12 protein-coding genes are annotated in these 13,231 nt (G+C 65.5%); 11 read left to right on the forward strand and 1 reads right to left on the reverse strand.

What is annotated here, in order from left to right:
- Positions 1 to 17: 17 nt before the first annotated feature.
- Positions 18 to 716: a class I SAM-dependent methyltransferase gene (locus tag F6B93_RS08995; RefSeq protein WP_211698787.1), complete on the reverse strand. Its 699-nt coding sequence runs from the start codon at positions 714 to 716 to the stop codon at positions 18 to 20.
- 108 nt (positions 717 to 824) lie between these two features.
- On the opposite strand from F6B93_RS08995, the gene pyrR reads away from it, so the two are divergent.
- The 11 genes from pyrR (at position 825) to coaBC (ending at position 13,191) form a co-directional block, all read left to right on the forward strand.
- On the forward strand, positions 825 to 1,430 hold the full coding sequence (pyrR, locus tag F6B93_RS09000; protein ID WP_281426157.1) for a bifunctional pyr operon transcriptional regulator/uracil phosphoribosyltransferase PyrR: 606 nt from the start codon (positions 825 to 827) through the stop codon (positions 1,428 to 1,430).
- Positions 1,427 to 2,386, forward strand: coding sequence for an aspartate carbamoyltransferase catalytic subunit (locus tag F6B93_RS09005; protein WP_211698788.1), 960 nt, complete (start codon positions 1,427 to 1,429; stop codon positions 2,384 to 2,386). The genes pyrR and F6B93_RS09005 overlap by 4 nt, the downstream gene beginning before the upstream one ends.
- Positions 2,383 to 3,675 (forward strand): dihydroorotase, encoded by a 1,293-nt coding sequence (locus F6B93_RS09010; RefSeq protein ID WP_211698789.1) that lies wholly within the window; start codon positions 2,383 to 2,385, stop codon positions 3,673 to 3,675. Before F6B93_RS09005 ends, F6B93_RS09010 begins: the two co-directional genes overlap by 4 nt.
- Before the next feature lie 76 nt (positions 3,676 to 3,751).
- Positions 3,752 to 4,279, forward strand: coding sequence for a PH-like domain-containing protein (locus F6B93_RS09015; RefSeq protein WP_211698790.1), 528 nt, complete (start codon positions 3,752 to 3,754; stop codon positions 4,277 to 4,279).
- Positions 4,280 to 4,387: 108 nt separating this feature from the next.
- The gene (carA, locus tag F6B93_RS09020) at positions 4,388 to 5,518 is read left to right on the forward strand and encodes a glutamine-hydrolyzing carbamoyl-phosphate synthase small subunit (protein WP_211698791.1); all 1,131 of its coding nucleotides are present in this window, start codon (positions 4,388 to 4,390) and stop codon (positions 5,516 to 5,518) included.
- Complete coding sequence (carB, locus tag F6B93_RS09025) at positions 5,518 to 8,880, forward strand: carbamoyl-phosphate synthase large subunit (protein ID WP_211698792.1); 3,363 nt, start codon at positions 5,518 to 5,520, stop codon at positions 8,878 to 8,880. The genes carA and carB overlap by 1 nt, the downstream gene beginning before the upstream one ends.
- On the forward strand, positions 8,877 to 9,701 hold the full coding sequence (gene pyrF / locus F6B93_RS09030; RefSeq protein ID WP_211698793.1) for an orotidine-5'-phosphate decarboxylase: 825 nt from the start codon (positions 8,877 to 8,879) through the stop codon (positions 9,699 to 9,701). The genes carB and pyrF overlap by 4 nt, the downstream gene beginning before the upstream one ends.
- Positions 9,702 to 10,237: 536 nt before the next feature.
- Positions 10,238 to 10,555 carry an integration host factor, actinobacterial type gene (gene mihF, locus F6B93_RS09035; protein WP_003407240.1) on the forward strand — a complete coding sequence of 106 codons (318 nt, stop codon included), beginning with the start codon at positions 10,238 to 10,240 and terminating at the stop codon, positions 10,553 to 10,555.
- Between the two features lie 308 nt (positions 10,556 to 10,863).
- Positions 10,864 to 11,490 (forward strand): guanylate kinase, encoded by a 627-nt coding sequence (gmk, locus tag F6B93_RS09040; protein ID WP_211698794.1) that lies wholly within the window; start codon positions 10,864 to 10,866, stop codon positions 11,488 to 11,490.
- Positions 11,491 to 11,579: 89 nt separating this feature from the next.
- Positions 11,580 to 11,912, forward strand: coding sequence for a DNA-directed RNA polymerase subunit omega (gene rpoZ / locus F6B93_RS09045; protein ID WP_211698795.1), 333 nt, complete (start codon positions 11,580 to 11,582; stop codon positions 11,910 to 11,912).
- 16 nt (positions 11,913 to 11,928) lie between these two features.
- A complete protein-coding gene (gene coaBC / locus F6B93_RS09050) occupies positions 11,929 to 13,191 on the forward strand; it encodes a bifunctional phosphopantothenoylcysteine decarboxylase/phosphopantothenate--cysteine ligase CoaBC (protein WP_211698796.1) in 1,263 nt (420 codons plus the stop codon).
- Positions 13,192 to 13,231: the final 40 nt, after the last annotated feature.

The raw sequence follows: 13,231 nt of genomic DNA on the forward strand, positions 1-13,231 counted from the left end.
CTGCCATCGCCGGAACCCTAATTCGGGTCGCGCCGTGTCGCGCGCACGTACCAGAACGCCATCTCGATTTCCTTCCCGTCGAATTCGCGGCGCACCGTGGCGGGTTCCAACGAGGTGATATCCCAGCCGGCGCCGCCGAGGACGTCGCGCAGCGTCTGTTCGGACACCGCCGGCCGCGGCCAGGCGTCGTCGGGTGGATCGGCATCGGAGAAGCAGCTGAGCAACAGGGTGGCACCCGACCGGGTGGCGCGGTGTGCTGCTGCGGCGTAGCTGCGCTTGCCATCCTCGTCGAGGCAGTGAAACATGCCGCTGTCGACGACGGTGTCGAACACCGCGACATAGCCGTCCAGCTTGGTGGAGTCGGCCACGGCGAACGTCACCTCGACTCCGGCATCCGCAGCGCGCTGCCGCGCGGTAGTCAGCGCGGTGGGCGAGATGTCCAGCCCGGTCACGCGGTGTCCGTTCTTGGCCAGGTAGACCGCGTTGTCCCCGAGCCCGCAGCCAACATCGAGAACGTCACCGGTCACCCAGCCGCCGCTATGCCAGCTGATGACGTTCTCCTTGGGTGCCTTGATATCCCATGGAGGTGTCGCCACGGGAGGAAGGCCCTCTCCCGGGCTCTCGCCGCGATAGAGCGCATCGAAATCCAGGCGCTGCGATCGACTTGGGGGACCCGGGAAGCCGCAATATCCGGTGGACGAATTCGAGCCTGTCATTTTCGCCAGGGTAGCGCGTCCCGCATCGCCGCCAGGGAACCGGCAGTGTTAGGCTGCCCGGCAGTCGACATCCTTTAACGATCCGTCCGGAGAGGCGGAGAAGGAGGTCTGGGAGCACAGCATGTCTCCTATGGGCGCTGGGGAGATGCGGCGTTGAGCCGGCAACCCCGAGAATTGATGTCTGCGGCCGATGTTGGCCGAACCATTTCGCGCATTGCACACCAGATCATCGAGAAGACCGCGCTGGACAGCCCCGACGCCCCACGTGTGGTGTTGCTGGGTATCCCGACTCGCGGCGTGACGTTGGCGACGCGGCTGGCAACCAAGATCGGCGAATACAGCGGAGTCCAGGTCGGCCATGGCGCGCTGGACATCACCCTGTACCGCGACGACCTGATGATGCAGCCGCCACGGCCGCTGGAGGCGACATCGATCCCGGCTGGTGGGGTCGACGACGCGCTGGTGATCCTCGTTGACGATGTGCTCTACTCGGGGCGCTCGGTACGCAGCGCGCTGGATGCGCTGCGCGATGTCGGCCGGCCGCGGGCGGTGCAATTGGCCGTGCTGGTCGATCGCGGGCACCGGGAATTGCCCGTGCGGGCCGACTATGTGGGTAAGAACGTGCCGACATCGGTTGGCGAGAGTGTGCACGTGCACCTGAACGAGCACGACGGTCGAGACGGCGTGGTCCTCTCCCGGGACGGTGGCGCATGAGCAGACACTTGTTGGCGGCGGGCGACCTGGGCCGCGACGACGCCATCGCGATCCTCGATGACGCCGACCGGTTCGCGCAGGCGTTGGTGGGTCGCGAGATCAAGAAGCTACCGACGCTGCGCGGCCGCACGGTGATCACGATGTTCTACGAGAACTCGACCCGCACCCGGGTGTCGTTCGAGGTGGCCGGCAAATGGATGAGCGCCGACGTGATCAACATCAGCGCGGCCGGATCGTCGGTGGGCAAGGGTGAGTCACTGCGCGACACCGCGCTGACGCTGCGCGCCGCGGGAGCGGATGCGTTAATCATCCGGCATCCGGCGTCCGGGGCAGCGCATCTGCTTGCTGACTGGACATCCGAAGCCAACGACGGCGGCCCGTCGGTGATCAATGCCGGTGACGGCACGCATGAACACCCGACGCAGGCGCTGCTGGATGCCCTGACCCTCCGTCAGCGGCTCGGCGGCATCGAGGGCCGGCGCATTGTGATCGTGGGCGACATTTTGCACAGTCGGGTGGCGCGGTCCAACGTCGTGCTGCTGGCCACCCTCGGAGCCGAGGTTGTGCTGGTCGCGCCGCCGACATTGCTGCCGATGGGTGTGGACGGCTGGCCGGCTACTGTCTCCTATGACTTCGATGCCGAGTTGCCCGCCGCCGACGCGGTGTTGATGCTGCGGGTGCAGGCCGAGCGGATGAACGGCGGATTCTTCCCGTCCGCGCGCGAGTATTCGGTTCGCTACGGCCTTTCCGACCGGCGTCAGGCGATGCTTCCGGGGCATGCCACGGTGCTGCACCCCGGCCCGATGATGCGTGGGATGGAAATCGCATCATCGGTGGCCGATTCATCGCAATCTGCGGTGCTCCAACAGGTTTCCAACGGAGTGCATGTGCGGATGGCGGTGCTGTTCCATGTCCTGGTGGGGACCGAGTCGGCCGGGGAGGAGGGCGCGGCATGACGGTGCTGCTTCGCGGTGTCCGCTTGTACGGCGAAGGGGAAGGCGTCGACGTCCTGGTCGATGACGGTCAGATCGCCGGTATTGGCACCCGGCTCGCCGTCCCGGAATTCGCCGATGTGATTGACGCCACTGGACACGTGTTGCTGCCCGGATTCGTCGACCTGCACACCCACCTGCGCGAGCCCGGCCGCGAATATGCCGAAGACCTTGAAACCGGTTCGGCAGCAGCGGCCCTGGGCGGCTACACCGCGGTGTTCGCGATGGCCAACACCAACCCGGTCGCAGACACTCCGGTCGTCACCGACCACGTGTGGCATCGGGGACAGCAGATCGGCCTGGTCGACGTCCATCCCGTTGGCGCGGTCACAGTGGGTTTGGGCGGCGTCGAGCTGACCGAAATGGGCATGATGCTCGACGGTGCCGCGCAGGTGCGGATGTTCTCCGACGACGGCAAATGTGTGGACGACCCGCTGGTGATGCGCCGCGCCCTGGAATATGCCACCGGACTTGGGGTGCTGATCTCCCAACACGCCGAGGAGCCCAGGTTGACGGTCGGCGCCATCGCACACGAGGGGCCCACGGCGGCCAAGCTGGGACTGGCCGGATGGCCTAGGGCGGCCGAGGAGTCGATCGTCGCGCGGGATGCCCTGCTGGCCCGAGACGCCCGCGCCCGGGTGCACATTTGCCACGCGTCGACCGCCGGCACGGTCGAGATTCTGAAATGGGCTAAAGAACAAGACATTTCGATCACCGCTGAAGTCACGCCACACCACCTGCTGCTCGATGACAGCAGACTGGCCAGCTTCGACGGGATGAATCGGGTCAACCCGCCGCTGCGCGAAGCCGCCGACGCCATCGCGCTGCGCCGCGCGCTTGCCGACGGGGTCATCGACTGTGTGGCCACCGATCACGCCCCACACGCCGAGCACGAGAAGTGCGTCGAGTTCTGCTCCGCTCGCCCCGGCATGCTGGGATTGCAGACCGCCTTGTCGGTGGTGGTGCAGACGATGGTGGCGCCGGGCTTGCTGAGCTGGCGTGATGTTGCACGGGTGATGAGCGAGAATCCGGCGCGTATCGCGCGCTTGCCCGATCAGGGCCGGCCGCTGGAGGTGGGGGAGCCGGCCAACTTGGCGGTCGTGGACCCCGAGGCTACCTGGACGGTCGCGGGGCGTGACCTAGCCAGCCGGTCGGCCAACACGCCCTACGAGTCGATGCTGTTGCCGGCCACTGTGTCCGCGACCCTGCTTCGGGGGAAGGTCACGGCTCGGGATGGGAAGTGCCCGGCATGAGTCGCGCCGGCGACGATGCAGAGCAAGAGAGCGATGTGGGGGTACCTCCCGCTTGCGGGGGAGAGGAGCGGCGCGCATGAACTCCGGGACGCTTGTGGGATCGCTCATCTTTGCCGCGATACTGATGGTGTTGATCACTGTGGTGATCGCGCTGATGCTGCGCGGCTGGCGGAACCGGGCGCAGCGCCAGGCGGAGCTGCTTGGCGACTTACCCGATGTGCCCGAGCGGGTGGGCGCGGCGACGCTGTCTACCCGGGGCATGTATGTCGGCTGCATGCTATCGCCAGCATGGAATGAGCTGGTCATGGCCGGCGATCTCGGGTATCGCAGCAAGTCGGTGCTGAGCCGTCACCCCGAAGGAATCATGATCCAACGCAACCGCGCCCAACCGATCTGGATCCCGCGGGAGTCGGTTACCACCATCCGCACCGAGCGCGACCTACTGAGTAGTGGGGCCGGTCGGATCGTGGACCCCAATCCAATCCTGACGATTCGATGGCGGCTGTCCTCGGGTGCAGAGATGGACACCGGATTTTGGGCGAGCAATTGCAGCGAATACTCGTGCTGGCTGGACGGCCAGCAGGAACAGGAAGATGTCGCATGAACCGCGCCGACGACGAAGCGGAGCAAAAGAGCAGCAACAAGGCGATGTGGGGGTACGCCCCCAGAGGGAGGTGCCCCCACCCGCTTGCGGGGGAGAGGAGCGGCGCTCGTGAGTAAAGCCCTGCTGGTCCTTGAGGACGGCCGCATCTTCACCGGAACGCCATTCGGCGCAGTCGGACAGACGCTCGGCGAAGCCGTGTTCAGCACGGGCATGTCCGGCTACCAGGAGACGCTGACTGATCCCAGCTATCACCGCCAGATCCTGGTCGCCACCGCGCCGCAGATAGGCAACACCGGCTGGAATGGTGAGGACGGCGAGAGCCGCGACAACAAGATTTGGGTTGCCGGGTACGCGGTGCGTGACCCGTCGCCACGTGCCTCCAACTGGCGCGCCACTGGCACGCTGGCCGAAGAGCTCACCAGGCAAGACATCGTGGGTATCGCTGGTATCGACACTCGGGCGGTGGTGCGTCATCTGCGCAGTCGCGGCTCGATGAAGGCCGGAGTATTCTCCGGCGTTGCGCTCGCCGAATCCCCCGATGCAGACGAACTCGTCGACCGGGTCCGAGCGCAGCAACCGATGCTGGGTGCTGATCTCGCAGGGGAGGTCAGTACGACCGCTGCCTATATTGTGGAGCCCCAAGGGCCGCAACGTTTTACAGTTGCGACCTTAGACCTGGGGGTTAAGACCAACACGCCGCGCAACTTCGCCCGGCGTGGGATCCGTAGCCATGTGCTACCCGCGTCGGCCACCTTCGAGCAGATCGCCGAGCTCAACCCGCACGGGGTGTTCCTGTCCAATGGTCCTGGCGATCCGGCGACCGCCGATCATGTCGTCGCGCTCACCAGGGAAGTGTTGGGCGCCGGAATTCCTTTGTTCGGAATCTGTTTCGGCAATCAGATCCTGGGCCGGGCACTGGGGTTATCGACCTACAAGATGGTTTTTGGTCATCGCGGGATCAACATCCCGGTCATCGACCACGACACCGGCCGTATCGCGGTCACCGCGCAGAACCACGGCTTCGCGCTCGAAGGGGAAGCCGGCCAGTCCTTCGACACGCCGTTCGGTCCGGCGGTGGTCAGCCACACGTGCGCCAACGACGGGGGTGTGGAGGGTGTCCGGCTCGGTGACGGGCGGGCGTTTTCGGTGCAGTATCACCCCGAGGCCGCAGCCGGTCCACACGATGCCGAGTACCTGTTCGACAGATTTGTTGACCTGATGGAAAGGGAGGGCCGGTAGTGCCGCGCCGTACCGACCTGCGTCATGTGCTGGTGATCGGCTCGGGGCCGATCGTTATCGGGCAGGCCTGCGAATTCGACTATTCCGGCACACAGGCATGCCGGGTGCTGCGCGCGGAGGGATTGCAGGTCAGCCTGGTCAACTCCAATCCGGCGACCATCATGACCGACCCGGAGTACGCCGACTTCACCTACGTGGAGCCGATCACCCCCGCGTTCGTGGAGCAGGTCATCGCCCAGCAGGCCGAGCGCGGCAACAAGATCGACGCCGTACTGGCCACACTGGGCGGGCAGACCGCACTCAACACCGCCGTCGCACTGCACGACAACGGGGCGTTGGAGCGCTACGGCGTCGAGCTGATCGGTGCCGACTTCGACGCCATCCAGCGCGGGGAGGACCGGCAACGGTTCAAAGACATCGTCGGCAAGGTCGGCGGTGAATCTGCGCGCAGCCGGGTGTGTTTCACCATGGAAGAGGTCCGCGAAACGGTCGCCGATCTCGGTCTGCCGGTGGTGGTGCGGCCTAGCTTCACCATGGGCGGGCTGGGTTCGGGCATGGCGTACTCGGCCGACGAGGTCGAACGGATGGCCGGCGCCGGACTTGCGGCATCGCCGAGTGCCAATGTGTTGATCGAGGAATCGATCTACGGTTGGAAAGAATTCGAACTCGAGCTGATGCGCGACGGCAACGACAACGTGGTCGTCGTGTGCTCGATCGAGAACGTCGACCCGATGGGTGTGCACACCGGCGATTCGGTCACCGTCGCCCCCGCGATGACGCTGACCGATCGCGAATACCAACGGATGCGGGATCTGGGTATTGCCATTCTGCGCGAGGTCGGTGTGGATACCGGTGGCTGTAACATCCAGTTCGCTGTCAACCCGCGCGACGGTCGGCTCATCGTCATCGAGATGAACCCCCGCGTCTCGCGGTCCAGTGCGTTGGCGTCCAAGGCCACCGGCTTCCCTATCGCCAAGATCGCCGCCAAACTGGCCATCGGCTACACGCTCGATGAAATCCTCAACGACATCACCAAAGAAACACCGGCCTGCTTCGAACCCACCCTCGACTACGTTGTGGTCAAGGCGCCGCGGTTCGCCTTCGAGAAATTTCCGGGGGCCGACCCAACACTCACCACCACCATGAAGTCGGTTGGGGAAGCAATGTCGTTGGGCCGCAACTTCGTCGAGGCCCTCGGCAAGGTGATGCGTTCGTTGGAGACGACCCGCGTCGGTTTCTGGAGCGCCCCTGATCCCGAAGGTGGGCTCGACGACGTCCTGACGCGGCTGCGAACCCCGACCGAAGGCCGGCTCTATGACATCGAGTTGGCGTTGCGGCTGGGGGCTTCCGTCGAGGATGTGGCCCAGGTCTCCGGCGTGGATCCGTGGTTCGTCGCGCAGATCGGTCAGCTCGAGGCGCTGCGTGCCAGGCTGGTGGATGCGCCGTTCCTCGATGCCGATCTGCTGCGCCACGCCAAGCATTACGGACTGTCGGATCGCCAGATCGCGGCACTGCGACCGGAGCTGGCTGGAGAAGACGGTGTGCGGTCGCTGCGCGAACGGCTCGGCATCCACCCGGTGTACAAAACGGTCGACACCTGCGCCGCGGAGTTCGAAGCCAAGACGCCGTACCACTACAGCAGCTATGAACTCGACCCCGCCGCGGAGACCGAGGTAGCCCCACAGACCGTGAAGCCGAAAGTGCTGATCCTCGGGTCCGGGCCCAACCGGATCGGCCAGGGCATCGAGTTCGACTACAGCTGTGTGCACGCGGCGACCACATTGAGCCAGGCCGGTTTTGAAACCGTGATGGTCAACTGCAACCCGGAGACGGTGTCGACCGACTACGACACCGCCGACCGGCTGTACTTCGAGCCGCTGACGTTCGAAGACGTCCTCGAAGTGTTCCGCGCCGAGACGGCGTCGGCCAGCGGCGGCCCCGAGGGAACCGGGGTCCTGGGGGTTATCGTCCAACTGGGCGGTCAGACCCCGCTTGGGCTGGCGCAACGGCTTGCCGATGCCGGCGTTCCGATCGTGGGCACCCCGCCGCGAGCCATCGACCTGGCAGAGGATCGCGGTGCATTCGGCGACGTTCTGAACGCTGCGGGATTGCCGGCTCCGCGCTACGGCACTGCCACGACCTTCACGCAGGCTCGCCGGATCGCCGAAGAAATCGGCTATCCCGTGCTGGTGCGGCCGTCGTATGTCTTGGGTGGTCGCGGCATGGAGATCGTCTACGACGAGAGCACGCTGCGCGACTACATCACTCGGGCCACCGAGCTGTCCCCCGAGCATCCCGTCTTGGTTGACCGTTTTCTCGAAGATGCGGTCGAGATCGACGTGGACGCCCTGTGCGACGGCACCGAGGTCTACATCGGTGGAATCATGGAGCACATCGAGGAAGCCGGTATCCACTCCGGTGATTCCGCCTGTGCTTTGCCGCCGGTGACCTTGGGCCGCAGCGACATCGAGAAGGTGCGTAAGGCGACCGAGGCCATCGCGCACGGCATCGGTGTGGTTGGTCTGCTGAATGTGCAATACGCCATCAAGGATGACGTGCTCTACGTCCTCGAGGCCAACCCACGCGCCAGTCGTACGGTGCCGTTCGTGTCGAAGGCCACCGCAATCCCGCTCGCCAAGGCCTGCGCACGGACGATGCTGGGCGCCACTATCGCTCAACTTCGCGAGGAGGGGCTGCTGGCCCCATCGGGGGATGGCGCCAGCGTGTCGCCGCAGGCTCCGATTGCGGTCAAGGAAGCCGTGCTGCCGTTTCACCGGTTCCGGCGGGCTGACGGAGCGGCTATCGACTCGCTGCTCGGTCCAGAGATGAAATCGACCGGTGAGGTGATGGGAATAGACCGCGACTTCGGCAGCGCCTTCGCCAAGAGCCAGACCGCGGCCTACGGCTCGCTGCCGGCCGCTGGCACGGTATTCGTGTCGGTGGCGAACCGCGACAAGCGATCCCTGGTGTTTCCTGTCAAGCGGTTGGCTGACTTGGGCTTCAATGTTCTCGCCACTGAAGGCACCGCAGAGATGCTGCGCCGCAATGGAATTCCGTGCGACGAGGTCCGCAAGCACTTCGAACCGTCACAACCCGGCCGGCCGGAGATGTCCGCGGTTGATGCGATCCGCGCTGGTGAAGTCGACATGGTCATCAATACGCCCTACGGCAACTCTGGTCCGCGCATCGACGGCTACGAGATCCGATCGGTTGCGGTGGGTGTCAATATCCCATGCGTGACGACGGTGCAGGGCGCCTCGGCAGCCGTGCAGGGCATCGAGGCAGGGATCCGCGGGGATATCGGTGTGCGGTCGCTACAGGAGTTGCACCGGGCGATCGGTCCAGGGGGCGCCGGCCCATGAGGAGCTTCGGCGCTCGCCTCGCCGACGCGAAATCGCGCCGCGGGCCGCTGTGCCTGGGCATCGATCCGCACCCCGAGCTGCTTCAGGCCTGGGGTCTCCCGACTACCGTCGATGGGCTGGCGAGTTTTTGCGACATCTGCGTAGCCGCGTACGCCGGTTTCGCCATCGTCAAGCCGCAGGTGGCGTTTTTTGAGGCCTACGGTGCCGCGGGATTCGCCGTGCTGGAGCGCACCATCGTGGCATTGCAGGCTGCCGGAGTCCTAGTGCTGGCCGATGCCAAGCGCGGCGACATCGGTTCGACGATGGCGGCCTACGCGGCGGCCTGGGCCGGCGAGTCGCCGCTGGCCGCCGACGCCGTGACAGCATCGCCCTACCTTGGGTTCGGGTCGTTGCGCCCGCTGCTCGAGGTCGCCGCGGGCCACGGTCGAGGGGTATTCGTTTTGGCAGCCACGTCCAACCCCGAGGGCGCGACGGTGCAGCGCGCTACGGCGGACGGTCGCACGATAGCCCAGGTGATCGTCGACCACGCTGCGGCTGCCAACGCCGAGACACGACCCCAGCCCGGATCAGTCGGTGTGGTCGTTGGGGCAACGGTTCTTGATCCACCCGACCTGAGCACGCTGGGCGGACCGGTGTTGGTGCCGGGTCTGGGGGTACAGGGCGGGCGCGTTGAAGCGCTGGCGGGGCTGGGCGGGGCGGCTTCGGGGCAATTGCTGCCTGTGGTGTCGCGGGAGGTGTTGCGGTCGGGGCCGAGTGTGGCCGAGCTGCGAGCAGCGGGCGAACAGATCCTCGACACCGTTGCGTATCTCTCAACGGAGTAGCGATCTCACGGCCTATCACGGCCTATCAAGGGCTATCGAAGACTCTCGCTACGGCCACGTCCACTGGCGTCGAGGGTGCTTCGGGTCACCCTTTACCGTGGCGATAGTCACTTTTTCTGGATCTAGTTGTCAGGTTCACCAGGATGGCGACGACGAAGGGGTGGCTGGGCTGGGCCGGATGGGTGGTGTGACACGTCGAACAGGCGATGCAGTCGCGCCACCGAGGCGGCGTGGTTCGCCGCGCCAACGGAAAAATGCCTGTTCAACGGCGTTTTTTGGGTCCCCGCGGGCACCGCGGGTGTTCGTCATACAACTCCTGGTTCAGTCGGGGTGACCCTCGCTGGGAGACCGGCGGTCTTCGCCGTGCGAACGACTCACGCTGGGTCGATGCCGGACACACGCTGGTGAAATGTCCCCAAAACCAGGGGGTCGGGTTAGATTTCGTCAGGGAGCGTGAGTACGGTCGTCTGCGCTGGCCTCAGTACCCGGCTGAGACAATTGACGATCGATTGTTATCGATGAGAGACGGAGGAATCGTGGCCCTTCCCCAGTTGACCGACGAGCAGCGCGCGGCCGCGTTGGAGAAGGCTGCTGCCGCACGTCGAGCACGAGCAGAGCTCAAAGATCGGCTCAAGCGCGGCGGCACCAACCTCACACAGGTGCTCAAAGACGCCGAGAGCGACGAAGTCTTGGGCAAGATGAAGGTATCTGCTCTGCTTGAGGCGTTGCCAAAGGTTGGCAAGGTCAAAGCGCAGGAAATCATGACCGAACTCGAGATTGCGCCGACTCGTCGCCTCCGCGGCCTCGGAGATCGTCAGCGCAAGGCGCTGTTAGAGAAGTTCGGTTCCGCCTAGCTCGCCGACGATGCAGGCCGGACGGTCTGAGGAGGAGGCGAGCAATCAGGTCGAGCTCGCCGACGATCCAGGCCGGACGGTCTGAGGAGGAGGCGAGCAATCAGGTCGAGCTCGCCGACCCAAGCCGATCACGCAGGCCGGACGGTCTGAGGAGGAGGCGAGCAATCAGGTCGAGCTCGCCGACCCAAGCCGATCACGCAGGCCGGACGGTCTGAGGAGGAGGCGAGCAGTCAACCCGAGCTCGCCGACCCAAAGCCGATCACGCAGGTCAGCTAGCCTGACCTGAGGGTAGCGACCCGGGAGTGCCAGTGAGCGCCAGCGGGGGACCGGATGCTGAGCAGGCCGCAGCTCGCGAGCCTGCCAGTGCAGGACGTGTGGTCGTCCTGTCCGGTCCCTCTGCGGTCGGCAAAACCACCCTGGTCCGGTGCCTGCGTGAGCGGATTCCGAACCTGCATTTCAGCGTCTCGGCCACGACGCGTGCGCCGCGGCCCGGTGAGATCGACGGCATCGACTACTACTTCGTCACCCCCACCCGATTCCAGGAACTCATCGACCAGGGAGAGCTGCTGGAATGGGCTGAAATCCACGGTGGCCTGCACCGATCGGGTACCTTGGCCGAGCCCGTGCGGGCCGCGATGGCGGCCGGCGTTCCGGTGCTCGTCGAGGTTGATCTGGCCGGGGCCAGGGCGGTCAAGAAGGCAATGCCCGAAGCCATTACCGTGTTTGTGGCGCCGCCCAGTTGGGCTGACCTGAAAGTTCGGCTCATCGGACGAGGTACCGAGACTGAAGAAGTCATCCAACGGCGCCTGGACACGGCAAGGATGGAACTGGCAGCTCAAGACGACTTCGACGAGGTCGTGGTGAACCGCCGATTGGAATCCGCGTGTGCCGAATTGGTATCCTTGCTGGTGGGAACTGTGCCTGGACCGTCGTGAGCCGCCTAGCCAGACCGGAGCCAGAGCAGACCCAGCACGAGGTTCTAGCCGTTTCGCAAAGGTTCTACGTCGCCAGGAGATTGTATTAAGTGAGTATTCCGCAGTCCGACGGGTCGCTAGCCGCTGTCCCTGCCGTGGATCAGTTCGATCCGTCGAAGGGTGGCGCAGGCGCATATGACACCCCCCTGGGCATCACCAACCCGCCCATCGACGAGTTGCTGGACCGCGTCTCGAGCAAGTACGCGCTGGTGATCTACGCGGCCAAGCGGGCGCGCCAGATCAACGACTACTACAACCAGCTCGGCGAAGGCATCCTCGAATACGTGGGTCCGCTGGTCGAGCCCGGGTTGCAGGAGAAGCCGTTGTCGATAGCAATGCGCGAGATCCACTCCGACCTGCTCGAGCACACCGAGGGCGAATAACAAGGCGGGGCCGGAGGTGATGGACCGCAAGCGGATCGTCGTCGGTGTCTCCGGAGGTATCGCCGCCTACAAGGCCTGCACCGTCGTTCGTCAGCTCACCGAGGCCGGCCATCATGTCCGGGTCATTCCCACCGAATCCGCGCTGCGATTCGTCGGGGCAGCAACCTTCGAGGCCCTATCAGGCGAGCCGGTGCGCAGCGGTGTTTTTGACGACGTTCCGGCCGTACCGCACGTTCATATCGGTCAGCAGGCCGACCTGGTCGTGGTCGCGCCGGCGACGGCGGACCTCCTGGCGCGGGCCGTGGCCGGCCGTGCCGATGACCTGCTGACTGCAACGCTGCTCACCGCTCGGTGTCCCGTGTTGTTTGCGCCAGCGATGCACACCGAGATGTGGCTGCACCCCGCCACCGTCGACAATGTGGCCACGTTGCGTCGCCGCGGCGCCGTGGTGCTGGAGCCGGCGTCCGGGCGGCTCACCGGCGCCGATAGCGGTGCCGGCCGACTTCCCGAGGCTGAGGAGATCACCACCCTGGCCCAGCTGCTCCTGGAACGTCACGATGCCCTGCCCCATGACCTTGCGGGCCACAAGCTGCTGGTGACCGCCGGTGGCACTCGCGAGGCGATCGATCCGGTGCGCTTCATCGGCAACCGCAGCTCCGGTAAGCAGGGCTACGCGGTTGCGCGGGTGGCGGCGCAGCGCGGCGCTGAGGTCACGCTGGTAGCCGGTCACACCGCGGGGCTTGTCGACCCCGCTGGTGTCGAGGTAGTGCACGTTAGCTCCGCACAGCAACTCGCCGACGCGGTATCCAAGCACGCGCCCACCGCCGACGTGCTGGTCATGGCGGCAGCGGTTGCCGACTTCCGGCCCGCGCAGGTCGCCACCGCCAAGATCAAGAAGAGTGATGGCGTCGAGGGGCCACCAACCATCGAGTTGGTGCGCAACGACGACGTACTGGCCGGCGCGGTTCGGGCTCGCGCCCATGGTCAACTGCCCAACATGCGGGCCATCGTAGGATTCGCGGCCGAGACTGGCGACGTCAACGGCGACGTGCTTTTTCATGCCCGAGCTAAACTGAGAAGCAAAGGCTGCGATCTGTTGGTCGTCAACGCCGTCGGCGATGGGCGGGCCTTTGAGGTGGACAGCAACGACGGCTGGCTGCTGGGTTCCGATGGCACGGAGTCTGCACTACAGCACGGATCGAAGACGTTGATGGCGAGCCGCATCGTCGATGCGATCGTGATGTTCTTGGGCGGCGAAAGCGGAGTAGCGGAGCCGTGAGCTAGGTTCTGTACGGCTCCTGGACAGGTGCTGGGCGAAC

The sequence above is a fragment of the Mycobacterium spongiae genome (genome assembly GCF_018278905.1).
GTDB lineage: Bacteria > Actinomycetota > Actinomycetes > Mycobacteriales > Mycobacteriaceae > Mycobacterium > Mycobacterium spongiae.

Bases quoted from the DNA above. Each gene is read 5' to 3' on its own strand.
- F6B93_RS09005 (WP_211698788.1), top strand. From the start codon at position 1,427: ATGAGCAGACACTTGTTGGCGGCGGGCGACCTGGGCCGCGACGACGCC.
- F6B93_RS09015 (WP_211698790.1), top strand. From the start codon at position 3,752: ATGAACTCCGGGACGCTTGTGGGATCGCTCATCTTTGCCGCGATACTG.
- F6B93_RS08995 (WP_211698787.1), bottom strand. From the start codon at position 716: ATGACAGGCTCGAATTCGTCCACCGGATATTGCGGCTTCCCGGGTCCC.
- pyrF (WP_211698793.1), top strand. From the start codon at position 8,877: ATGAGGAGCTTCGGCGCTCGCCTCGCCGACGCGAAATCGCGCCGCGGG.
- F6B93_RS09010 (WP_211698789.1), top strand. From the start codon at position 2,383: ATGACGGTGCTGCTTCGCGGTGTCCGCTTGTACGGCGAAGGGGAAGGC.